Source organism: Pistricoccus aurantiacus, assembly GCF_007954585.1.
Classification (GTDB): Bacteria; Pseudomonadota; Gammaproteobacteria; order Pseudomonadales; family Halomonadaceae; genus Pistricoccus; species Pistricoccus aurantiacus.
The window spans coordinates 3349929-3372666 of sequence record NZ_CP042382.1 but is presented as its reverse complement, the minus strand read 5'-3'; the positions used below and the strand labels follow the sequence as shown (position 1 = coordinate 3372666).

Genomic DNA, 22738 nt, shown 5'->3' with positions numbered 1-22738 from the left:
AGATGGCTCCCTTCAGGAAGCCAAGGCGAAACCGGCATGACTGGCCGGATCCTTGTCGAAACGATGCCAGCGGCGTAGTTCGATATATAGCCGCTGGCCGCGGCGAATATCCAGGCGCTCGAAATCCGCGTGGCGCAGGGTGGCCAGCCAGGGTGACGGGAGCCAATCCGCTTCCAGTTCGACGCGGATTTCCGCTCCTACCGGGGCGATAGCGGTGACTATGGCCGGTAGATGGGTAGTTTCGCTGGGGTTGATGGTCAACCTCAACTCGTGGGGGCGCATCAGCAGTTCCTGGTGGCCGTTCGGCAGATCCACCGCGAGCCGGGCGTCGCCGCAGGTCAGGATACCGTTGCGCACTTCGCCCTCCAGCCGATTGACGTCCCCCAGGAACTCGAACACGAAACGGTTGGCCGGAGCGCGATAGAGGGTATCCGGCTCGTCGATCTGCTCGATTCGGCCGTTGCTCATCACCACCACTCGATCGGAAAGCTCCAGCGCTTCTTCTTGATCGTGGGTCACGAAGACGCTGGTAAAGCCCAGTTCGTCGTGAAGATGACGCAGCCAGCGGCGCAGCTCCTGACGCACCTTGGCATCCAGCGCGCCGAAGGGTTCGTCGAGCAGCAGTACGTCCGGCTTCAGTGCCAGGGCGCGAGCCAGGGAAACCCGCTGCTGCTGACCGCCGGAAAGCTGCGCCGGGTAGCGGTTGGCAAAAGTTTCCAGCTGCACCATCTCAAGCAGACGATGGACCCGAGTGCGAATCTCGCCGCTGGAAGGACGATCCCGCCGGGGCAGGGCGGTCAGGCCGAAGGCCACGTTGTCGAACACGCTCATATGGCGAAACAGCGCATAGTGCTGAAACACGAAGCCGATGCGCCGGTCCCGCACATGGACGTTGGTTACGTCCCGTGCGCCGAAATGGATACGTCCGGCGTGGATACGCCCCGCCTGAGCGCCGCGATCCGCCTGTTCCAGGCCGGCGATGATGCGCAATAGCGTGGTCTTGCCGGAGCCGGAGGGGCCGAGCAGTCCCACCAGTTCGCCTTCGGCGATATCCAAGTCCAGTGGATAAAGCGCGGTGGTCTTGCCGAAGGTCTTGGAAATGTTGGTCAGGCGAATGCTCATCGGAATTCCTCCCGGCGCGCGGCGCGCCATTCCAGGCCGGCCTTGGCGGCCAAGGTGAACAGGGCAATCAGGGCCAACAGGGCGGCGGCGGTGAAAGCGCCGACGGTGTTGTAGTCCTGGTACAGCAGCTCGACGTGCAGCGGCAGGGTATTGGTTTCGCCGCGAATCGACCCAGAGACTACCGAAACCGCGCCGAATTCCCCTACCGCCCGGGCATTGGTGAGAATCACGCCATACAAGAGTGCCCATTTGATATTGGGCAAAGTGACCCGGCGAAAGATCGTGAAGCCGGAAGCGCCGAGGGTCACCGCAGCTTCCTCTTCACGAGCGCCCTGGGCCTGCATCAAGGGAATCAGCTCCCGGGCAACGAAGGGGCAGGTCACGAACAGAGTGACCAGGACGATTCCCGGCCAGGCGAACATCAGTTGAATGTCATGGCCGTCCAGCCAGCCGCCGATCCAGCCGGTGCGCCCGTACAACAGCAGGTAGACCAGTCCCGCTACCACCGGCGAGACGGCGAAGGGAATATCGATCAGGGTCTGCAGCAGGCGCCGCCCGGGAAACTCGAAGCGAGTCACCAGCCAGGCCAGGAACACGCCAAAAACCAGGTTGATCGGGATGGTCAGCACCGCAATGAACAGGGTCAGACCAATGGCCGCCAGGGTGTATTCGTCGCTGAGGTTTTCCCAGAAAAGGCCGATGCCTTCGGCGAAGGCCTGAGCGAAGATCGCCACCAACGGCAGCAGCAGGAAAAGCAAGGACAGCGCCACCCCCGTACCGATCAGCCAGCGGCGTGTCGTCGGTTTGTCGCCGATACGTTGCATCAGCTCTTGCCTCCATGCAGGCGTTTGACGAAATGGCCCTGCCAGAGATTCAGTGCCAGCAGCAGCAACAGCGATACCGCCAGTACCACGGAAGCAATAGCGGAGGCGCCGGCGTAGTCGTATTCCTGCAGCTTGACGAAGATCATCAGAGAGGTGATTTCCGTCTCATAAGGCATGTTGCCGGCGATGAAGATCACCGCGCCGAACTCTCCCAGGGAGCGAACGAAGGCAAGACCGGTGCCGGTGACCAGCGCCGGCCACAGAAGCGGCAGGATCACCCGGCGAAACGCCAGCCCGTCACTGGCGCCCAGGGTCAGCGCCGCTTCGTCGATCTCCACCGGCAGATCCTCGAGCACCGGCTGTACCGTGCGCACCACGAAGGGAATGCTGGTGAAGGCCATGGCAAGGGCAATACCCACCCAAGTGTACGCCACTTCAATTCCTAATGGCGCCAATAGTCGGCCCATAAAGCCGCTGCTGGAATACATGGTTGCCAGGGTGATGCCCGCCACCGCCGTGGGCAGGGCGAAAGGCAGATCCATCAGCGCGTCCAGCAGGCGCTTGCCCGGAAAGTCGTAGCGCACCAGCACCCAGGCCATCAGCAGGCCGAATACGGCGTTGACGATGGCGGCGATCGCCGCCGCCAGGATGGTGATGGTATAGCTCGCCACCACCCGCTCCTCGCTGATGATCGCCCAGTACTCCGCCAGGCTCAGCTGGGAAAGCTCGCCGATCAAGCTGGTCATGGGCAGCAGCAGGATCAGCGACACGTACAGCAGCACGACGCCCAGGGAAAGGCCGAACCCGGGCAGCACTCTCTTGGACGCCGCCCTGGCAAACAGAGTCGTACTACTCATCTTATCGACGCTGCAACTGATCCAGGATGCCGCCGCCGGCGAAGTGCTGATCCATCACCTCGTTCCAGCCCCCGAAGACGTCCTCGACCCGCAGCAGCTCGGTTTTGGGAAACTGATCCGCGAACTCCTGCTGCACGGTCTCGTCGTTGACCCGGTAGTTGAAGCCCGCCAGCAGGCGCTGGGCTTCTTCCGTATACAGGTAGTCCAGGTAGCCCTTGGCCAGGTCCAGGTTGTCGTTGCGCTCCGCGTATTGCTCGACCACCGCTACCGGGAATTCCGCCAGGATGCTCACCGGCGGCACCACCACGTCGTAGTCGTCCTCGCCGTATTCCTTGCGAATGTTGTTGACCTCGGACTCGAAGCTGATCAGCACGTCGCCGATATTACGCTCGACGAAGGTGGTGGTGGCGCCCCGGCCGCCGGTATCGAAGACCTTGACGTTATTCAGAAACTGCTTCATGAACTCGCGAATCTTCTCTTCATCGCCGTCAAGCTCCCGATCCGCGTAGCCCCAGGCGGCCAGGTAGGTGTAACGGCCGTTGCCGGAGGTCTTGGGGTTGGGGAAAACGATCTCCACATCGTCCTCGATCAGATCGTCCCAACTTTCGATGCCATTGGGGTTGCCCTCCCGCACCAGGAAGGCGGTGGTGGAGTAATAGGGTGAGGCGTTGTTGGGGAACTGCTGCTGCCAGTCTTCCGCCACCAGGCCCGCCTCCGCCAGCACGTCGACGTCGGTGACCTGATTGAAGGTCACCACGTCCGCCTTGAGCCCCTGAAGGATGGCTCGGGCCTGCTTGGAGGAACCGCCGTGGGACTGTTTGACGTCGACGCTTTCGTCCTGCTGCTCCTGCCACCAGTCGATGAATTCCGGGTTGATGGTGGCAAACAGCTCCCGGGCGATATCGTAGGAGGAGTTCAGCAGCTCGCGATCCGCCGCCAGGGCCGGCGCGGCAAGCCCCAGGCTCGCGGTCAGGGCGGTGGCAACGACGCCAGCGCGTAGGGTAAGAAAAGACATGACGACTCCAGTCGGGAAAAAGCGATGTTCAAAGACTAAAGCAGTCATTATGGAATGAAAATAGGATTTTTTATTCTTTTTGTGAATATGCTTGATAGGGAAACAACATGTGCCCAACCGGCACAACCTGAACCACAAATCAGAACCCCGGCTGGCGCCGGGGTAAAAGTGGGAATGAGAGATGGTGAGTTTCAAAGTCCCATTGCGGAAGAAGTGGATCGCCGCGGGTCCGCGCCGCCGAAATACATGCCCTCGTCGATCAGCAGCGACTGGGCGGCGCCCATGGCTTCCTGCTGACTCACCTTGTGGCCCTTTTCCTCAAGCAGCTCGACGGTATCCGGGCTGATACCCTGCTCGACCCGAATCTCGTCCGGCAGCCACTGATGATGAATGCGAGGCACGCTGACTGCGGTCTGAATATTCATCTTGTGGTCGATCACGTTCATAAGCACCTGCAAAGTGGTGGTGATAATCCGCGAGCCCCCGGGGCTGCCGGTCACCAGGTAGTTCTTGCCGTCCTTCTTGACAATGGTCGGGGTCATGGAGGAGAGCATGCGCTTGCCGGGCTCGATCTTGTTGGCCTCGCCGCCGATCAGACCGTAGGCGTTGGGCACTCCGGGCTTGGCGGAGAAATCGTCCATCTCGTTGTTGAGCAGAAAGCCCGCCCCTTCCACCACGATGCCGGAGCCGTAGCTGAAATTGATGGTATAGGTATTGGAAACCGCCAGGCCGTTACTGTCGGCGATGGAGAAGTGGGTGGTCTCGTTGGACTCGTAGGGCAATGGGTTGCCCGGGGCGATGGTTTCGCTGGGTGTGGCCTTGTCCATGTCGATCTGACCGCGCAGTTCGTCTGCATAGCCCTCGGAAGTGATGCCTTCCAGAGGCACGCTAATGAAATCCGTATCCCCCAGGTACTCGGAGCGATCCGCGTAGGCACGTTTCATGGCTTCCGCCATGACATGGATGGTGGCGGCGGAATTGAAGCCCATCTCGTTGATATCGTAACCCTCGAGAATATTGAGCATCTGCACGATATGGGCGCCACCGGAAGAGGGTGGGCTCATGGCGTAGATCTCATGGCCGCGATAACTGCCGTGGCTGGGTTCACGAATGATAGGCTGGTAGCTGGCGAGATCCTCCGCGGTCATCATGCCGCCGTGTTTTTCCATTTCCGCGACGATCAAGTCAGCAGTCTCGCCCTCGTAGAACTCCCGCGGCCCCTGGTCGGCGATACGCTGCAATGTTGCCGCCAGATCTGGCTGCCTGAAGGTCTCGCCGGCCTGATAGAGGCTGCCATCTTCCTTGAAGAACTTCTTGCGGGAGGCCTCCCAGGGTTCCAGGCGATTGCGGATATCGCGAATGCCCTCGACGAAACGCGGCGGCAGCACGAAGCCCTCCTTCGCCAGCTCGATCGCCGGCGCCAAGGCTTCCGAGAGGCTCAGGGTGCCGTATTGCTCCAACGCCATGGCCAGTCCCGCCACGGTGCCGGGCACGCCGGAGGCGTTGTGGGTATAGCGGGAAAGCTCCGCCACTGCCTCACCATTCTCGTCCTGGAACATGGTCTCGAAAGCCGCGGACGGGGCTTCCTCGCGATAGTCGATAGCCACCACCTCACCGGTGTTCTCGTCCGAAATGAGCATAAAACCGCCGCCGCCGATATTGCCGGAGCGGGGCTGGGTCACGGCGAGAGCGAAGCCTGCGGTCACCGCCGCATCCACCGCGTTGCCGCCTTGGGCCAAGGTGTCATGCGCCACCTGGGACGCCAGGAAATGGCTGGTGGCCACCATGCCGCTGGTACCGAGTTCCGGATGAAAGCGCTCGCCTTCGAGAATGGCCTCCTGGGCGTTCGTCAGCGAGATGTTCAGTCCGCATATCGCGACAAGAGCGAGTAATCGTCTACTTGGAAATATCATCGTCCATGCCTCTGTCGATTTATGTTTATTGACGCCTGCCAGTTCATGATAGCCACTTGTAACAGCGCTTGCCGCTCTCCTTGGCGAACGCTACGTCATCGTGTCCTTCGCCTTGCCAGCCTGTTTTTTACGGCGCCATGTTCTAGAATGGCGAACTCATTTCCCGCCGAACACTGGTCCGCTTATGCCCGATTTCAAGCTCGCTCCTTCGATCCTGTCCGCCGACTTCGCCCGCCTGGGTCAGGAAGTCTATGACGTGCTCGCATCCGGCGCGGACATCGTGCATTTCGACGTGATGGACAACCATTACGTGCCCAACCTGACTATCGGGCCGATGGTGTGTCGGGCGCTGCGGGATCATGGGGTGAGCGCGCCCATCGACGTGCACCTGATGGTCAAGCCGGTGGATCGCATGATCGAGGCGTTCATCGAGGCTGGAGCCACTTATGTCACTTTCCATCCGGAAGCCAGCGAGCATATCGACCGCTCCCTGCAACTTGTCCGGGACGGTGGCTGCCGGGCGGGGCTGGTGTTCAATCCGGCCACGCCGCTCAATCACCTCGACCATGTGATGGACAAGCTCGACATGATCCTGCTGATGAGCGTCAATCCGGGCTTCGGCGGTCAGTCGTTCATTCCCGGCACGCTGGACAAGCTGCGGGAGGCACGCCGCCGGATCGACGCCAGCGGATGCGATATCCATCTGGAAATCGACGGTGGCGTCAAGGTGGACAACATTCGCGAGATCGCCCAGGCCGGGGCGGATACCTTCGTCGCCGGCTCGGCTATCTTCAATGCACGCAGCGAAAGCGACCCGCATCACTACGACGCCGTGATTCAGGCGTTTCGGGACGAACTCGCCCGTGTCCAGCGCTGAAACGACGCTGGACTGGTCTCTCTATCTGATAGAGACGGCGGCGGGCGCGCTTTACACCGGCATTACCACGAACGTCGAACGGCGTCTCATCGAACATCGCAGCGGCAGACGCGGTGCCAAGGCGCTGCGAGGCAAGGGGCCGCTGCGCCTGGTTCATCAGCAGGCGGTCGGCAGTCGCAGCGAGGCGCTGAAGCTCGAAGCCTGGCTCAAGAGACAGTCCGCATCGGCCAAGCGGGCCTGGTTGGAAAGTGCCGGGCAAGGTCTGACGCTTTCCGATAGACAAAACCCTGAGGGCAATCATGACAACGTCATCAAGTCGACGTAACGTTTTTGATGGAAATAGCATTCTCGATGCGATTCAGGCGGTCGTTTTCGACCTCGACGGCACCCTGATCGATTCGGTGCCGGATCTGGCGACGGCGGTGGGCCGGGCGCTGAAGGATCACGGGTTGGCGGCGCCGCCGGAAGCCCAAGTGCGCGACTGGGTCGGCAACGGCTCCCGCAAGCTGCTGGAGCGCGCCTTGACGGATGCCCTGGAAGAGAAACCGGGAAGCGAACTGCTCGATTCTGTCCATCAGCGTTTTCTGTATCATTATGGCCAGGCGCCGGCGGTCGCCACCCGGCTCTATCCCGGTGTCAAGGAAGGGCTCGAGGCATTGAAGGCGCGCGGGCTTCACCTGGCCCTGGTGACCAACAAGCCGGAAGCCTTTATCGCGCCGCTGCTCGAGCATTTCGGTCTGGCGAGCTTCTTCGGCTTGTGGCTGGGAGGTGACTCCTTGTCCCGCAAGAAGCCGGATCCGCTGCCGCTTTTGCACGCGGCGAAGCATTTTGGCGTCGACGCCGAAACGTGCCTGATGGTCGGTGACTCCCGCCACGATATCGAAGCCGGTCAAGCGGCGGGATTTCGCACGCTGGCGGTGAGTTACGGTTACAATCATGGCGAGCCGATCGCCCATAGCCAGCCGGATCTGGTCGTGGAGTCTCTTCGCCAGATTTTTTGAACAGGCTCTTGGAACACGCTCTTCAGGCTGCGCTGCAGCTCATGATAAGACGCCACGACGGCTGATTTAAGGATTTCCGGGCATGATGACCCTCGAACGTTTCGATGAGTTGGCCAAGGCCGGCTACAACCGTATCCCGGTGACCCGGGAGGTTCTCGCGGACCTGGATACGCCGCTGTCCACCTACCTCAAGCTGGCGAGTCAACCCTGGACCTTCCTGCTGGAATCCGTGCAGGGCGGCGAAAAGTGGGGGCGCTATTCGATCATCGGACTGCCGAGCCGGGAACGCATCGAGGTGCGCGGCTTCGAGGTCCGCCACATCGTCGATGGGCAGCCTCAGGGGATTGCCCGGGTCGAAGACCCGCTGGCCTGGATCGAAAATTTTCAGAGCCGCTTCAAGGTGCCGAAGCTCATCGATCAGCCGCGTTTCGACGGTGGTCTGGTGGGGTATTTCGGCTACGACACCATTCGCTATATCGAGCCGCGGCTGAAAGCGGTGGAGAAGGCGGACCCCCTGGGCGTGCCGGATATCCTGCTGATGGTCTGCGACGATCTGGTGGTATTCGACAATCTTTCGGGCCGCTTGACCCTATGGACCCATGCGGACCCGCAAATTCCGTATGCCTTGAATCGCGCCCAGGAGCGCCTGAATGCCTTGGAAGTTCGCCTGCGCGATCATCAAGGCCATGCGGCGAGCCCGGGAACCGGTCGTGGCGCCATCGAGGAAACCCACTTCGAATCCGGCTTCGCCGAGGCGGGTTTCAAGGCGGCGGTGGAAACCATCAAGGAATACGTGCTGGCCGGGGACATCATGCAATGCGTGCCCTCCCAGCGCATGTCGATTCCCTATCAGGCGCCGCCCCTGGATCTCTATCGCGCCTTGCGAAGCCTCAATCCATCTCCCTACATGTTCTTCCTCGATCTGGAGGATCACCAGGTGGTGGGCTCCTCGCCGGAGATTCTTGCTCGCTTGGAGGAGGGCGAGGTGACGGTGCGACCTCTCGCGGGAACGCGCAAGCGCGGGCATACGGAGGAAGAAGATCAGGCCCTGGAGCGGGAGCTGCTCGAGGATCCCAAGGAGATCGCCGAGCATCTGATGCTGATCGACCTGGGGCGCAACGATATCGGGCGCATCAGCGAAACCGGCACGGTGAAGGTCACGGATCGCATGGCGGTGGAGCGCTATTCCCACGTGATGCATATCGTCTCCAACGTCACCGGACGCCTGAAACCCGGGCTTTCCGCCATGGACGTGCTGCGCGCCACTTTTCCAGCGGGTACGCTTTCCGGCGCCCCCAAGATTCGCGCCATGGAGATCATCGACGAACTGGAGCCGGTCAAGCGTGGCGTGTATTCCGGCGCGGTGGGCTATCTCTCCTGGCACGGCAACCTGGATACCGCTATCGCCATTCGCACCGCCGTGATCAAGGATGGCGAGGTGCATATCCAGGCCGGGGCCGGGGTGGTGGCGGATTCTCAGCCGGAACTCGAATGGCAGGAAACTCTGAATAAAGGACGGGCGCTGTTTCGCGCCGTGGCCATGGCGGAGCGCGGTTTGGATAATCTTGACTAATTCATGGGGATGGCTATCGAGCGGCGCTCGTTTGCGCCAGACTAACAAGATATCTGGCCTGTATTGTCATTCTCCGCTGATACGGTGTATTTCCCAGAGGGTAGTTCGGTAAGGACAATTCAAAATGATTGATGCCTTGACTCTCAAATTGAGTAATAGCGTATCGCTTACCGGCGACGAAAAGAATGTGCTGCAGAAGTCGATCACCAAGGTGGTGGATCTGGGAAAACAGGCCAATATCAAGCGCGAAGACGAAAAACCGGATTTTATTCATCTACTGCTCGAAGGCTGGGCGTGTCGCTACAAGACCCTGGAAAACGGCAAGGAGCATATCGTCGGGTTTTTGCTGCCGGGTGATCTCAGTACCCTGCACGCCACTATTCTGGAGCGCATGGATCATTCGATCCGTACCCTGACACCGGTCAAGCTCGCTCTGATTCCCCAGGAGAGAATCAACTATCTCTACCTGCATTATCCCAATATCGCTCGGGCGCTTTTCTGGTCCACTCTGGTGGACGAGGCGACCCTGCGGGAGTGGCTGGTCAACCAAGGCAGCCGTCCCGCGGTGATACGTCTGGCGCATCTTTTTTGCGAAATGCTGGTTCGCTCGCGCGCGGCGGGTCTTACGGAGAATCACAGTTTTCCCATGCCCCTGACCCAGGAAGAGCTGGGCAATACCACCGGGCTGACCAAGGTGCATGTCAACCGCAGCATTCGCCAGCTGCGCATGCAGGAGATGATCGAACTCAACCATAGAACGCTGACGATTCTCGACTGGGAGCGTCTTCAAGAGTTCGGCGAATTCGATGCAACGTATTTACACATGCCTCGCATCGAAGCGCAGCTTGCGCCTCAACTATCCCGCAAGATCAGCTAGTCGGCGTTCTGGCCGGTCGGTAGGCAACGGACGCAGAGGTGCCTGGACCGGTGGAGTTCCATCAGCGAACGACGCAGATTTCCATGCCTTTTAATTAAGCCTTTCCTGTAGGTTCGAGTTAGTTTTCCAACTAAAAGTGAACGACCACCCTTGCTTAACCCAAGCTAAAGAAAACGGATAACCAGCGCGTATTAACAATTGTTACTAGGGAGAGGTAATTTATCGCTTAAGATTCTTACTCCTATGAAGGGTGCTGAAGTTGCTAGCTGGGCGTTGAGGGCGCGTGGTGTCGCAAGGAAGTCTCACCTGGTTCGAGCTCTAGGTAAGGAACGGCCAGAATGATCGATGCGTTAGTGTCAAAATTGAATCACTGTACGACGCTTACGAATGAAGACGTCAATGTACTGCAGAAATCGATCGTCAAGGTAATCGATCTCAACAAGCAGGCGAATATTGAGCGAGAAACCGTCAAGTCGCAGTTCGTTCACCTTCAGGTGGAAGGTTGGGCGTGTCGTTACAAGACCCTGGAGAACGGTAGCGAGCATATCGTGGGTTTTCTGCTGCCCGGGGACATGAGCGACGTTCATGCGACGATCCTGGATCAGATGGACCATTCGATACGCGCCTTGACACCCACCAAGGTAGCTCTCATTCCTCAGGAAAGAATTTTTCACATCTACAGGCATTGCCCTAACCTCACTCGGGCTCTGTTCTGGTCCACCTTGGTGGATGAATCGACGCTTCGAGAATGGCTGGTTAATCAGGGCAGTCGTCCGGCAGTGGTACGCCTGGCGCACCTGTATTGTGAAATGCTGATGCGCTCTCGCGCGGCGGGACTCACGAAGGACTACAGTTTTCCCATGCCCTTGACCCAGGAGGAACTGGGCAATACCACCGGACTGACCAAGGTGCATGTCAACCGCAGCATTCGCCAGTTGCGCATGCAGGAGATGATCGAGATCAACCACAAGAGCGTGACGATTCTCGATTGGGAACGACTCAGGACCTTCGGTGAGTTCGATACGACCTATCTGCACATGCCAAGCGTGGCGGAGGAGCTTTCGACCCAGACCATGGGGCGGCTGCCTTCAGCATGACGAAACCCTGAATCAAGACCAGTCAGCGGTTCTTGACACCCTCTTTCGACCGCCGCACTATTGCCGCATGAACGCACCAACTCCTGGGCTTGAAGCAAACAAAGAGTGGCGCTCTTGACAAACGAGCGGCTTGTTGTCTCTGGAAAAATGCCGCCGCTTGGCGGCATTTTTGTATTCGAAAGCCAGATGCGCCAGACAGTGATACTTTGATCAACCGGGCAATTCCCGGGTAATGCAAGCGTCACGAGTCAACCATCCATCAAATTTCAGGGTATTGAATTCATGTCCGTGCTGATGATCGATAACTACGACAGCTTTACCTATAACGTAGTGCAGTATCTCGCGGAACTGGGCGCACGAGTGCAAACCTATCGCAACGACGCCATCGGCCTGGATGAGATCGAAGCCATGGCGCCCAGTCATATCGTGATTTCTCCCGGCCCTTGCACCCCCAATGAAGCGGGTATCTCCCTGGAGGTCATTCGCCGTTTTGCGGGGCGCCTGCCTATCCTGGGGGTATGCCTGGGACATCAGGCCATTGGTCAGGTCTACGGTGGCAAGGTGGTACGCGCCTCCCAGGTCATGCACGGCAAGACCTCCCGGATACGTCATCAAGGAATAGGCGTATTCAGCGGCCTGGACGATCCTCTCGAAGTGACGCGCTATCACTCTCTGGTGGTGGAGAAAGAAAGCCTGCCGGAATGCCTGGAGGTGACCGCCTGGGCGGATGACGACGACGTTACCCCAGGAGCGATCATGGGGCTGCGTCATCGCCATCTGGATATCGAGGGCGTGCAGTTTCATCCGGAATCGATCCTGAGTCGTCAGGGCCATGAGCTCCTGGCCAATTTTCTCGCCCGCGGGCAGGCGCGCCCCGCCGCCTGAGTCTTCGTTACAACGACAAGGAATCCTTTATGCAGATGCGCGATGCCATCCAGGCGGTGATGAACGGCAATCATCTGAGTTACGAGGACACTCATAGCGTGATGCGGACCATCATGACCGGCGAGGCCACGGACGCGCAGATCGGCGGTTTTCTTATTGGTCTGTCCATGAAGGGCGAAAGCGCCGCGGAGATCAGCGCCGCCGCCCAGGTAATGCGTGAACTGATGGTGCCGGTACGCATCAAGGCCGATCCGGTAGTGGATATCGTGGGTACCGGCGGCGATGGCGCCAATCTGTTCAATGTGTCCACCGCGGCGAGTTTCGTGGCCGCCGCCGGCGGTGCTCACGTAGCCAAGCACGGCAATCGCAGCGTATCGTCTTCCTCCGGCAGCGCGGATCTGTTCGACGTGGCGGGCATCAAGATCGATCTCAAGGCGGATCAGGTAGCGCGCTGCATCGATCAGGTCGGAGTAGGGTTCATGTTCGCCCCCATGCACCATCAGGCCATGCGCCATGCCATCGGGCCGCGGCGAGAAATGGGGGTGCGTACCCTGTTCAATATTCTCGGCCCGCTGACCAACCCCGCCTCCGCGCCCAATCAGGTAATGGGGGTCTACGACGCCTATCTGGTGCCGCTGATGGCGGAAGTGACGCGCCGCCTGGGGAGCCGGCACGTGCTGGTGGTCAACGCGGAGGACGGGCTCGATGAAATCTCCCTGGCGGCACCTACCCGAGTCGCCGAACTCAAGGACGGCGAGATTCACGAATACACGATTGCGCCGGAAGATTTCGATATCGAACGTCAGTCTCTTGACCCGCTGCGGGTACTGACCGCGGAAGACAGCCTGCGGCTGGTGCGAGAAGCCTTGGTGGGCGAAGGGCCGGCGGCGGATATCGTCGCCCTCAACGCCGGCGCGGCACTATATGCCTGCGATGTAGCGGACAGCCTGAAGCAGGGCGTATTGATGGCTCAGGATGCCCAGGCATCGCGTCTACCCCTGGAAAAAATGCAGGAATTGGCCAATTTCACCCGGGTCTTTGCCAGTATCGAGCCTTGATCGGTCATTAACGGTTTTCAGCGAATCAGACTATGCGGAGTCATCAACCATGGATACTCACCAGGCAGTGCCGACCATCCTGACCAGAATACTGGCACGCAAGGAACAGGAGGTGGAAAACCGCAGCCGCGCAGTCAGTGAAGCCAACCTGCGGGAGCTTGCCAAGCTGCAAAGCGCGCCTCGCGGTTTTGTTCAGGCGCTACAGGCGCGTATCGACGCGGAAACCCCCGCTGTCATCGCGGAGATCAAGAAGGCGTCGCCGTCTCGAGGCGTCATTCGCGAGGATTTTCAGCCCGCCGCCATCGCGCAGTCCTTTGAAGCCGGCGGCGCCTGCTGTCTATCGGTGCTGACGGATGCGGATTTCTTTCAGGGCCATGAGGATTTTCTGACGGAAGCTCGAGAGGCCTGCGAGCTGCCGGTCATCCGCAAGGACTTCATTACCCAGGGCTATCAGGTCACCGAGGCGCGAGCCATCGGCGCGGATTGCATTCTGTTGATCGCCGCCGCCCTGGATCCAGCTCGTATGGAGGACCTCTATCTTCAAGCGGTCAACCTGGGCATGGACGTGCTGGTCGAAGTGCACGATGCCTGGGAGCTCGAGCGCACGCTGACGTTGAATCCTCCGCTGGTGGGAATCAACAATCGTGATCTGCATACCTTCGCTACCCGTCTCGATACCACCTTCGAACTGCTCGACAGGATCCCCGAGGACGTGACCGTGATCACTGAGTCCGGTATTCATACCCCGGAGGATGTCGCTCGAATGCGCGAGCATGGCGTGCATGGCTTTCTGGTGGGGGAGGCTTTCATGCGTGCGCCGGACCCGGGCGAGGCGCTACGGCAGCTCTTTTTCTGAGGTTTCCTCTTTTTCGGTTTCGGCCATGGCTTGTGCAAGCGCCTCGTCCTGCTGCGGTGAATCGATGAAAATCAGGCTGATGACCGATTCGCCGGGCTGGGGTTCGAGTTCTTTTTCACTCGAAGCCACGCGAATGCGCCCGGCTTCGCTGATACAGAAAAGCGGTAGAAGCTGCCCCTCGTGAGCCTGTTGGTAGTCCTCGAAGGTATAGGTTTCGCTGAGAGACGTCCGGTGTACCGTGGCGCCCTGGGAAATCAGGCTGGCAAGCTGAGAGTAGGAGACATCCTTGCCGAACAGCAGCGGCAGGTGGCCCAGGGCGAGATCCTGGTGATGGCGCTTGTCGTGGCCTCGCTGAGTCGCCAGGCGAAAGACCTTGCCGTGCCCCAGCAGGTGCTCGAAATGCAGGGCGGCCAGGTTGTTCAGTTCCCGCTGTGGCGACAAGGGCAGCAGATGCCCGATACCGGCCATCTCCAGGTGGGTATCCGCATGCTCGGAAAGCGGGTTGCCGTAGTAGACGTCCAGCCCCGCCATCTGCGCTTGCTTGATTTCTTCTCGATGGCTATCCGCCAGGCGCACCATGAATCCCGCATCCCGCAAGGCCAGACCGATGGTACGAGCTACCGGGTTGGCGCCGATGATCAGGAAACCCGAAGGCGGCGGCTCGGTCACTCTCAGCCATTTCGCCAGCGGCCGGGATAGCAGACTCTGAACGACCACGGTACTGATGATCACCAGAAAGGTGACGGGTACCAGCATCTCCGCGCCGGCCACCCCGGCTTTTTCCAGCTTCAAGGCAAAAAACGAAGCTACCGCGGCGGCCACGATACCCCGTGGGGAAATCCACGCCAGCAGGGCCTTTTCTCGCCAGTTGAGTTCGCCACCCAAGGTGCAGACCCAGACGCTGAGCGGTCGTGCCACCGCCACCAGTACCAGCAGAAAGATCCAGGCCGGCCAGGAAAGCAAACTCAGCTGGTGCGCCGTCAAACGTGCCGCCAGCAGGATGAAGAGCCCGGAAATCAGGACCAGGGAAAGGGTTTCCTTGAACTCCTTGATAGGATCCGTGGGTACGCCGCGCAGGTTGGCGAGCCATACCCCCATGATCGTGACCGTGAGCAGGCCGGACTCGTGGAAGAGGGTGTTGGAGGTAGTGAAAAGCGTCAGCATCACCATCAAGGTGCCGAAGCTGTGCAGGCGTTGAGGCAGCCAGTGTTGGCGTAGTACTCGACCCCAGGCATAGCCCCCCAGAGCGCCCAGACCGAAACCGACCAGGGCGGTTTTCATGAACAGTAAGAAGGTGCTCAGCGCTGCGCCGTCGTCGAGCCCCACCACGACGAACTCGTACACCAGCACCGCCGCGATGGCGCCGATGGGATCGATCAGGATGCCTTCCCAGCGCAGAATCTCCGTCAGGTGCTTGCGGGCGCGTAGCGTCTGCAGCAGCGGAGTGACCACCGTGGGACCGGTCACCACCAGCAAGGCGCCCAGCACGCTGGCCATGCCCCAGGGCAGACCAAGGATATAATGTGCCGCCACGGCGCCGATTACCGCGGTGATCAATACCCCCCAGATCACCAGGTTGCGCATGGTACCGCTGTGGCCGCGAAGGTTGCTGAATTTCAGCGTCAGGCTGCCCTCGAACAGGATCACCGCCACCGCCAGGGAAACCATCGGGAACAGCAGATCCCCCAGTAGGGCGTCCGGGTCGAGCAGGTGAAATACCGGACCCAGCAGGATGCCGGCGATCAACAACGGCAGGATGGCCGGCAGGCGCAGCCGCCAGGCAATCCACTGGCAAAGCAGCGATACCAGGCCGATCATGGTCAAGCCTACCGCTGGATTTTCCATGGTCACACGCTCCTTGTGAGAGGCTCGTCGTTGAGTTGACGGTTTTGAAACAAGTCGCTGAAACTCGACCGAGATTACGCGGCGAGTCGCAGGGTTGCCAGCAATGCTTGTAGCGGATGCGGCAAGGTTTGCTCGGACAGCCTATTGACCTGGCTACGACAGGAGTAGCCCGTGGCCAGCAGTCGGCCCGGATTATCCGCGTTTTCGACGATCGGCTGCCAGGATTGAGCATAAATGGTTTTCGAGGTGGCGAGATTGCGCGCTTCATGGCCGTAGGTACCGGACATGCCGCAGCAGCCGCTGTTGACCAGTTCGAGCTCGAGCCCGAAGGCGGCGAATACCTGCTGCCAGGTAGCGGGAGAGCCCGGTGCGGTAGTTTTTTCGGTGCAATGGCTGAGCAGGCGAAACCCGGGATCGCGCAATTCAAGCGTTGCGGGAACCAGAGATTTTCCCAGGGAAAGCAACCATTCCTGCAGCAGCAGTACCTGGGGTACCGCTGCGTCGCCCAGGGCTTTGACGTATTCCTGACGATAGGTCAGGGTCATGGCCGGATCGATCCCCACTAGAGGAACATCGAATGCCGCCAGCATCTTGAGTCGACGCGCCTGCTTCTCCGCGGTACGCGCAAAGGCGCCGAGAAATCCTTGGACCTGCAAGGGTTTACCGTTAGGCGCGAAAGGCGCCACGAAGACACGGATATTCAGCCGCGACAGCAGTTCGACCACATCCATGACCAGCCGGGATTCGAAATAACTGGTGAAGGCGTCCTGCACCAGAATCACACTGCGGACTTTCTGGCTTTCCGTAAGCAGGCCCAGGCTGGTAGGCGTGGCCTCCGCCACCCCCCAGGCCTTGAGCTGTTTCTTGAGGCTCGCCCGAGAGAGTTTTGGGCTGTCCACCATGCTAACGGGGCCAGCCAGCAGGCGCTGTACCAGAGGCCAGTCCAGAGCGGCGTTATAAAGCGGCGCGACGGACGCCAGGTAAGGCACCAGGAATTCCAGGCCGCCGATCAGATAGTCCCGCAGCGGTCGCTGATAACGCCCGTGATAGACCTCGAGAAACTGTGAGCGAAACGCCGGCACGTTGACCTTGACCGGACACTGGCCCGCGCAGGACTTGCAGGCCAGGCAGCCCGCCATGGCTTCATACACGTCATGAGAAAAATCCTCGTCGCCGCGCCACCGGCGGAAACTGTTCCACAGCCGCAGCGGAAGATCGCGCAGGAAACCCCAGCTCCCCTCGGCTTTCTTCTTGCGGGATTCCTCCACCACATCGATTCCCGCCCGGCCTTGCAGGCGCAGCCATTCCCGCATCAGGCTGGCCCGGCCCTTGGGGGAGTGCACCCGTTCCCGAGTGGCTTTCCAAGAAGGGCACATGGGATCGTCCACATCAAAGTTGTAGCAGGCACCGTTACCGTTGCAGTACACCGCGTCGGCGTGGGCCAGCCATATCCGTTCGTCGATCTGGCGATCCAGCTCGCCCCGAGTGGTCACCCCGTCGATACGCAGCAGGTCCGGATCGACCAGCTTGATCGGTTCGTGAGCCGTATCGTCAGTCGAATCCGGTTGATTAGACGCTTTTCCGGCGGCTTCGGGCCGGGTAAAGGGTGTTGCGATCTTGCCGGGATTCAACTGATTGTGAGGATCGAAAGCCGCCTTCAAGCGCTGCAGGCTAGGATAGAGCTCGCCGAAGAATTTCGGGGTGTACTCCGAGCGGATTCCCTTGCCGTGCTCTCCCCACAGCAGGCCGTGATAGCGCTGGGTCAGCTCGGCGACCTGATCGGATATCTCGCGGACCATGGCTGCCTGACTCGGATCCTTCATGTCCATGGCCGGGCGCACGTGCAGCACGCCCGCGTCCACGTGGCCGAACATGCCATAGGCCAGGCCCCGGGCATCCAGCAGTTCGCGAAACTCCGCGATGTAATTCGCCAGATTTTCCGGCGGTACCGCGGTGTCCTCGACGAAGGGAATCGGACGTTTCTCGCCCTGGACATTGCCGAGAAGCCCCACGGCGCGCTTGCGCATGGCATAGACCCGGCCGATCTGTTCACGCCCTTCGGCCAGGGTGTAGCCCAGACGCTCGACGCTGACATCCCCCTGCAAATGTTGAATGAACGCCTCGACCCGCTGTTCCAGCGCCTGCGGATCGTCGTCGTTGAATTCCACCAGGTTGATGCCGCGTATGGCCGGCGCGTTTTTATCGCTTGCGGGAAAAAACGCCGCCACGCCGTCCCAGACAAAATCCTCCATGGCAAGGTTCAGCACCTTGTCGTCCACGGTTTCGATGGAGGTGGGATGAGCATCGCTCGTCATGAGCGCCTGGGCATCGCGCAGAGCATCCATGAAACTTGCGTAGCGCACGTTGACCAGCACGGAATGCTTCGGGATAGGCAGGACGTTGAGGGTCGCTTCGTTGAGCAGCGCCAGCGAGCCTTCTGCGCCGCACAGTACGCTATTGAGATTCAGGCGGCCTTGGTCGTCTCTCAAATGCGCCAGATCATAGCCGGTCAGGCAGCGGTTGAGAGGCGGAAAGATCGCCTCGATCAGTTCGCTCTGGGTGTCGATGATATCCCGGGCGACCCGGTGGACCTCGCCTGTCCTGTCTTCACGTTGACACTGGGCCGCCAGGCTTTCTTTTTCCAGCGGGCTGCTGATCAGACGCTCGCCGCCTAGCAGGACGCAGTCCAGTGCCAAAACGTGATCTCGCGTCTTGCCGTATTCGCAGCTTCCCTGACCGCTGGCATCCGTGGAGATCATGCCACCGATAGTGGCTCGATTGGAGGTGGAAAGTTCCGGAGCGAAGAACAAACCATGCGGTTTCAAGGCTGCATTGAGCTGGTCCTTGACCACCCCGGCCTGAACCCGCACCCAACGATGTTCCACGTCGATCTCGAGGATGCGGTTCATGTGGCGAGAAACGTCCACCACCAGGCCATCCGTCAGTGACTGGCCGTTGGTGCCGGTGCCGCCGCCCCGGGGCGCCAGCACGATATGCCGGAATTCCTCTTGGCCCGCCAGCCGCGCGATGCGCTCCAGATCCTCGGCGTCTTGCGGGAACAGCGCCGCCTGGGGCAGACGCTGATAGATGGAGTTGTCCGTGGCCAGCACGCTTCGGTTGGCGTAGTCCGGGGCGATTTCGCCTTGAAAGCCGGTCGCCTTCAGGGCATCGAGAAAGCGCAGGTAATCGGCGTCGAGGCCTTTGATACTATCAAGTTTTGCAATCATGCGAGTTTTGCAATCATCAGATTGAGGGCGGGCAATCAGTGGCCGCGATCGGCTCCGGGAAGACAGGCGTTCACTTTACCCGAGACCTCAAGACGACGCATCTCGTTCACCGCCTCGGCGCGATGGTGAAAGCGCCGGCTTTTTCCTACAATGCGGGGTTTGCGTACGGCATTTCTCTTTCATCTCACGGACAGGACTTCATGCTCGATCCCAAACTACTGCGCAGCGACCCGGCGCTGGTCGCCGAACGATTGGCCACACGAGGCTATCAACTCGACCCGGCACATCTCGACGCGTTGGAGTCTCAGCGGCGAGAACTGCAAACCGAGACGGAGCGGCTGCAAAACGAGCGCAATAATCGCTCCAGGGCGATCGGCCAGGCCAAGGAGGCGGGCCAGGATATCGCGCCGCTGCTCGCTGAAGTCAGCGATCTGGGGGGGCGGCTGGAGGACGCCAAGCGCAGATTGGATCAGGTATTGGCACTGTGGAACGACCTTGTGATGAGCCTGCCCAACCTGCCCCACGAAAGCGTTCCACAGGGGAAGGATGAAAGCGATAACGTCGAGCTGCATCGTTGGGGCACGCCGGCGACCTTCGATTTTGCCGTCAAGGATCATGTGGCGCTGGGCGAAAAGCGAGGCTATCTGAATTTCGATCTGGCCGCCAAGCTGACCGGCTCACGTTTCGCGGTGATGCGAGGTCCCATCGCTCGGCTGCATCGCGCGCTGATCCAGTTCATGCTCGACAAGCAGACCCTGGAGCATGGCTACGAGGAATGCTACGTCCCCTATATGGTCAACGCGGAGTCGCTGATGGGCACCGGGCAGCTGCCAAAATTCGGCGAGGATCTGTTTCGTCTGGAAGGAGAGCAGGAGTATTACCTGATTCCCACCGCGGAGGTGCCCCTGACCAACTTTGTCCGGGGCGAGATCGTCGAGCAGAAGGCGCTGCCCATCAAGCTCACCGCGCATACGCCTTGCTTTCGCAGCGAGGCCGGCTCTCACGGCCGGGATACCCGGGGCATGATTCGCCAGCATCAGTTCGACAAGGTCGAGATGGTGCAGCTGGTGGAGCCGGAAAAAAGCTATGCGTGCCTGGAGGAGATGCGCGGTCACGCGGAGGCGATCCTGCAGGCGCTGGAACTACCTTACCGGGTGGTGACCCTGTGCACCGGCGACATGGGCGCCAGCGCTGCCAAGACCTACGATCTGGAGGTCTGGCTGCCGAGCCAGGAGACCTATCGAGAGATTTCTTCCGTCTCCAACTGTGAGGATTTCCAGGCCCGGCGCATGCAGGCGCGCTTCCGCAGGCCGGATCAGAAGAAGCCGCAGCTGTTGCATACCTTGAACGGGTCCGGCCTGGCGGCGGGACGCTGCCTGGTGGCGATACTCGAAAACCATCAGAACGCGGATGGCTCGATCACGTTGCCTGAGGTGCTGCGCTCCTATCTGGGCGGGCTGGAAATTATCAACACCTGATCATTCGCCGCTCGATGGCTCGATAAACCAGCTGACTTCTACTTCCGCTTCGATATCGATCAAGCCGGGCCGGTATTCCGGTTCGGCGCCTTTGTTTTCCCGGGAGTCAGCCTGCATGGCCATGCGGTAGGGAGGAAAGGTCGGCGAGCGAGTTTCCCGCACGCTGGCAACCTCGCCAAGTTCGAAACCCAGGGTATCCGCCATCAGCTGCGCCTTATGACGAGCCTTTTTCAGCGCCTCGGTCAGTGCCTTGTCGCTAGCCGCCTCGCGATCGCGAAGATCGTACTCCACGCCGTCCAGTTGATTGACTCCGGCCTGGGTAAGCGCATCAAGCAGGCGCGGCACCCGCTCGAGATCATTCAGCGTCAGGGTGATAGGGCGTTCCAACTGCGTTCGTACCAAGGTTTCTCGCTCGCCGTTCCTGGCCGGTCCCTGGTAAACGTAATCCGGGCGGATGCGCAGGGATCCCGCTCGAATTTTGTTCTTGTTCAAGCCCTCTTCTTCCAGGGCGCGAATCAGTTCGCCGGTACGCTTTTCGAGTCGCTCTCTCGCTGTCTTGAGCGCTTCCGGGTCAGCCTGGGTGTCCTCGCCGGCGACGACGCTGGGCGTGCGCTCCCAGAGGCGAGCGCTCAGGGTTGCCTTGTCCGGGGCGACGTTCAGTGTGGCCTGAGCCTGCACATGGGCGCGAGATTCTTGATCACCGGGCGTTTGCGCGAGAGCGCTGGTGCCGAGCAAAGTGCTTGTCATCAGAGTGCCAGCGATCAGACAAGCGGAAAAGTGGCGAGACAACATGGGCAATCCTCGATCTTGTAAAGCAATTTATGAATGTGATGTTGAATGATAGTTGTGACAACGATGCTTAAATTCGAGCTCTCGAGTGGTAGTAGGTTCATAATTGCACACGGGTTTCTAAGTATGTCAATTTGTAATTCTCGGGAAATTGATGAGTAGCTGGTTTGCCGCTGGAAAAACGGCGGCGTAAATCGAGTTTCTCAAAGATAATAAAGTCTTCGATCACGATTCGCTTAGATGCCAGGACGGCGACACCATGAACGAGCATGACGATTTGAATGAAGAGGAACGCAGTATCCCCTTCAAACTGATTTTTTCGCTTGCGGCGCTGGTCATCATCGTCGCGGGCATGAAGGCGGGAGCCAGCCTGCTGGTGCCGGTGCTGCTCGCCCTGTTCATCACGGTGGTATGCACGTCGCCGGTGCACTTGCTACAGAAGCTGGGAATAGGCGGGCGTCTGTCCATTCTGATCACTCTAGGCCTGATCATTCTATTTTTTACCTTGGTAGGCCTGTTGCTGGTCAATAGTTTCAGCACTTTCAACCAACAGCTGCCGCAAATCAGTGAGCGACTCAACGACCTCTATCTCGATCTGCTGATTTTTATCGCAGGGCTTGGCGTCGCCATCGAACCGGATCAATTGACCCAGTGGTGGGATCCCTCTCGAGGGGCGGAGCTATTTCAGGATGTGCTGAGTGGTGTGGGCACCTTTATCGTGCAGAGCATGGTTGTCTCCCTTCTGGCGATATTCATGCTGTTCGAGACGCTGAACTTCCGGCGCACGGTATGGAAGGCGCTGGACGACCCAGCGCCCAGCCTGCGACGTTTTCAGGAATTCAGTCTGACCCTGCGGCGTTACCTGGCGGTCAAGGCCGCGATCAGCCTGATCACCGGCGTGCTGGTCTGGATCAGTTGTCTCTTGCTGGGTGTCGGCTTTCCGCTGGTGTGGGCAACCCTGGCCTTTGCGCTCAATTTCATTCCCAATATCGGTTCGGTGCTAGCAGCGATTCCCGCAGTACTTTTCCTGCTGATATCCCCGGACGGCGGCTTCGTCGAGGCGTTGATCCTGGCTGGGGCCTATCTGCTGATCAATGTCGTTCTGGGCAATATCGTCGAACCTCAGCTGATGGGACGTGCATTAGGACTTTCCACCTTTGTGGCGTTTCTGTCCCTGGTGGTGTGGGGCTGGATATTCGGCGTCGTCGGCCTGCTGCTCTCGGTGCTGCTGACCATGACCTTGAAAATTGCCCTGGATAGCCATCCGAGTACCCAGTGGATCGCCCGTATGCTAGGACCGGTGGAACCGGCGCAAGAAAAGAATCGTCGTAAGACGCTGATGAAAAAGTTTTATGAGCGAATGAGACTAGCGGAACACTGGAAACGCTTCTATCCCGGTGGACGTCGTCCCGGAGACGGACCGGGACGATAAGGTCTGAAAAGA

Annotated in this window: 19 protein-coding genes; 11 read left to right on the top strand and 8 right to left on the bottom strand. The window is 59.9% G+C overall.

Annotated features, from left to right (window positions below; translation table 11 throughout):
- Positions 1–12: 12 nt before the first annotated feature.
- The 5 genes from FGL86_RS15935 to ggt all read right to left on the bottom strand — a co-directional run bounded on the left by FGL86_RS15935 (position 13) and on the right by ggt (position 5731).
- Positions 13–1122 (bottom strand): sulfate/molybdate ABC transporter ATP-binding protein, encoded by a 1110-nt coding sequence (locus tag FGL86_RS15935; protein WP_147185684.1) that lies wholly within the window; start codon positions 1120–1122, stop codon positions 13–15.
- Positions 1119–1946: a sulfate ABC transporter permease subunit CysW gene (gene cysW / locus FGL86_RS15930; RefSeq protein ID WP_147185683.1), complete on the bottom strand. Its 828-nt coding sequence runs from the start codon at positions 1944–1946 to the stop codon at positions 1119–1121. The genes FGL86_RS15935 and cysW overlap by 4 nt, the downstream gene beginning before the upstream one ends.
- On the bottom strand, positions 1946–2803 hold the full coding sequence (gene cysT / locus FGL86_RS15925) for a sulfate ABC transporter permease subunit CysT (protein WP_147185682.1): 858 nt from the start codon (positions 2801–2803) through the stop codon (positions 1946–1948). The genes cysW and cysT overlap by 1 nt, the downstream gene beginning before the upstream one ends.
- 1 nt (position 2804) lies before the next feature.
- Positions 2805–3818, bottom strand: coding sequence for a thiosulfate ABC transporter substrate-binding protein CysP (gene cysP, locus FGL86_RS15920; RefSeq protein ID WP_147185681.1), 1014 nt, complete (start codon positions 3816–3818; stop codon positions 2805–2807).
- Between the two features lie 191 nt (positions 3819–4009).
- Positions 4010–5731: a gamma-glutamyltransferase gene (gene ggt, locus FGL86_RS15915; RefSeq protein WP_147185680.1), complete on the bottom strand. Its 1722-nt coding sequence runs from the start codon at positions 5729–5731 to the stop codon at positions 4010–4012.
- Between the two features lie 184 nt (positions 5732–5915).
- On the opposite strand from ggt, the gene rpe reads away from it, so the two are divergent.
- The 9 genes from rpe to trpC all read left to right on the top strand — a co-directional run bounded on the left by rpe (position 5916) and on the right by trpC (position 13955).
- Positions 5916–6608: a ribulose-phosphate 3-epimerase gene (gene rpe / locus FGL86_RS15910; protein ID WP_147185679.1), complete on the top strand. Its 693-nt coding sequence runs from the start codon at positions 5916–5918 to the stop codon at positions 6606–6608.
- Complete coding sequence (locus tag FGL86_RS15905; RefSeq protein ID WP_342780051.1) at positions 6595–6933, top strand: GIY-YIG nuclease family protein; 339 nt, start codon at positions 6595–6597, stop codon at positions 6931–6933. The genes rpe and FGL86_RS15905 overlap by 14 nt, the downstream gene beginning before the upstream one ends.
- Positions 6908–7609, top strand: coding sequence for a phosphoglycolate phosphatase (locus FGL86_RS15900; protein WP_147185678.1), 702 nt, complete (start codon positions 6908–6910; stop codon positions 7607–7609). The genes FGL86_RS15905 and FGL86_RS15900 overlap by 26 nt, the downstream gene beginning before the upstream one ends.
- Positions 7610–7694: 85 nt before the next feature.
- Positions 7695–9182, top strand: a complete 1488-nt coding sequence (gene trpE / locus FGL86_RS15895) for an anthranilate synthase component I (protein WP_147186249.1) — start codon at positions 7695–7697, stop codon at positions 9180–9182.
- 124 nt (positions 9183–9306) lie between these two features.
- Complete coding sequence (locus tag FGL86_RS15890) at positions 9307–10059, top strand: Crp/Fnr family transcriptional regulator (RefSeq protein ID WP_147185677.1); 753 nt, start codon at positions 9307–9309, stop codon at positions 10057–10059.
- A 338-nt stretch (positions 10060–10397) separates the two neighbouring features.
- A complete protein-coding gene (locus tag FGL86_RS15885) occupies positions 10398–11156 on the top strand; it encodes a Crp/Fnr family transcriptional regulator (RefSeq protein ID WP_147185676.1) in 759 nt (252 codons plus the stop codon).
- 282 nt (positions 11157–11438) lie between these two features.
- The gene (locus tag FGL86_RS15880) at positions 11439–12041 is read left to right on the top strand and encodes an anthranilate synthase component II (protein WP_147185675.1); all 603 of its coding nucleotides are present in this window, start codon (positions 11439–11441) and stop codon (positions 12039–12041) included.
- 29 nt (positions 12042–12070) lie between these two features.
- Positions 12071–13099, top strand: coding sequence for an anthranilate phosphoribosyltransferase (gene trpD / locus FGL86_RS15875; protein ID WP_147185674.1), 1029 nt, complete (start codon positions 12071–12073; stop codon positions 13097–13099).
- 49 nt (positions 13100–13148) lie between these two features.
- Positions 13149–13955: an indole-3-glycerol phosphate synthase TrpC gene (gene trpC, locus FGL86_RS15870; RefSeq protein WP_147185673.1), complete on the top strand. Its 807-nt coding sequence runs from the start codon at positions 13149–13151 to the stop codon at positions 13953–13955.
- Here the strand turns inward: trpC and FGL86_RS15865 are convergent.
- Positions 13935–15800 carry a cation:proton antiporter gene (locus FGL86_RS15865; RefSeq protein ID WP_147185672.1) on the bottom strand — a complete coding sequence of 622 codons (1866 nt, stop codon included), beginning with the start codon at positions 15798–15800 and terminating at the stop codon, positions 13935–13937. The genes trpC and FGL86_RS15865 overlap by 21 nt on opposite strands.
- Before the next feature lie 74 nt (positions 15801–15874).
- Positions 15875–19027 carry a D-2-hydroxyglutarate dehydrogenase YdiJ gene (gene ydiJ / locus FGL86_RS15860; protein WP_147185671.1) on the bottom strand — a complete coding sequence of 1051 codons (3153 nt, stop codon included), beginning with the start codon at positions 19025–19027 and terminating at the stop codon, positions 15875–15877.
- A gap of 200 nt (positions 19028–19227) precedes the next feature.
- Here ydiJ and serS point away from each other — a divergent pair, with 200 nt between their 5' ends.
- Entirely contained in the window at positions 19228–20505 is a 1278-nt protein-coding gene (gene serS / locus FGL86_RS15855) for a serine--tRNA ligase (RefSeq protein WP_147185670.1), read from the top strand.
- Here serS and FGL86_RS15850 read toward each other — a convergent pair whose 3' ends face one another.
- Positions 20506–21297, bottom strand: a complete 792-nt coding sequence (locus FGL86_RS15850; RefSeq protein WP_186764425.1) for an SIMPL domain-containing protein — start codon at positions 21295–21297, stop codon at positions 20506–20508.
- 256 nt (positions 21298–21553) lie between these two features.
- Here FGL86_RS15850 and FGL86_RS15845 point away from each other — a divergent pair, with 256 nt between their 5' ends.
- Entirely contained in the window at positions 21554–22726 is a 1173-nt protein-coding gene (locus FGL86_RS15845; protein WP_147185669.1) for an AI-2E family transporter, read from the top strand.
- Positions 22727–22738: the final 12 nt, after the last annotated feature.

Bases quoted from the DNA above. Each gene is read 5' to 3' on its own strand.
- FGL86_RS15900 (WP_147185678.1), top strand. From the start codon at position 6,908: ATGACAACGTCATCAAGTCGACGTAACGTTTTTGATGGAAATAGCATT.
- ydiJ (WP_147185671.1), bottom strand. From the start codon at position 19,027: ATGATTGCAAAACTTGATAGTATCAAAGGCCTCGACGCCGATTACCTG.
- cysW (WP_147185683.1), bottom strand. From the start codon at position 1,946: ATGCAACGTATCGGCGACAAACCGACGACACGCCGCTGGCTGATCGGT.
- FGL86_RS15935 (WP_147185684.1), bottom strand. From the start codon at position 1,122: ATGAGCATTCGCCTGACCAACATTTCCAAGACCTTCGGCAAGACCACC.
- FGL86_RS15885 (WP_147185676.1), top strand. From the start codon at position 10,398: ATGATCGATGCGTTAGTGTCAAAATTGAATCACTGTACGACGCTTACG.
- ggt (WP_147185680.1), bottom strand. From the start codon at position 5,731: ATGATATTTCCAAGTAGACGATTACTCGCTCTTGTCGCGATATGCGGA.
- FGL86_RS15890 (WP_147185677.1), top strand. From the start codon at position 9,307: ATGATTGATGCCTTGACTCTCAAATTGAGTAATAGCGTATCGCTTACC.
- serS (WP_147185670.1), top strand. From the start codon at position 19,228: ATGCTCGATCCCAAACTACTGCGCAGCGACCCGGCGCTGGTCGCCGAA.
- FGL86_RS15845 (WP_147185669.1), top strand. From the start codon at position 21,554: ATGAACGAGCATGACGATTTGAATGAAGAGGAACGCAGTATCCCCTTC.
- trpD (WP_147185674.1), top strand. From the start codon at position 12,071: ATGCAGATGCGCGATGCCATCCAGGCGGTGATGAACGGCAATCATCTG.
- cysT (WP_147185682.1), bottom strand. From the start codon at position 2,803: ATGAGTAGTACGACTCTGTTTGCCAGGGCGGCGTCCAAGAGAGTGCTG.
- rpe (WP_147185679.1), top strand. From the start codon at position 5,916: ATGCCCGATTTCAAGCTCGCTCCTTCGATCCTGTCCGCCGACTTCGCC.
- trpC (WP_147185673.1), top strand. From the start codon at position 13,149: ATGGATACTCACCAGGCAGTGCCGACCATCCTGACCAGAATACTGGCA.
- FGL86_RS15865 (WP_147185672.1), bottom strand. From the start codon at position 15,800: ATGGAAAATCCAGCGGTAGGCTTGACCATGATCGGCCTGGTATCGCTG.
- FGL86_RS15850 (WP_186764425.1), bottom strand. From the start codon at position 21,297: ATGTTGTCTCGCCACTTTTCCGCTTGTCTGATCGCTGGCACTCTGATG.
- FGL86_RS15880 (WP_147185675.1), top strand. From the start codon at position 11,439: ATGTCCGTGCTGATGATCGATAACTACGACAGCTTTACCTATAACGTA.
- trpE (WP_147186249.1), top strand. From the start codon at position 7,695: ATGACCCTCGAACGTTTCGATGAGTTGGCCAAGGCCGGCTACAACCGT.
- cysP (WP_147185681.1), bottom strand. From the start codon at position 3,818: ATGTCTTTTCTTACCCTACGCGCTGGCGTCGTTGCCACCGCCCTGACC.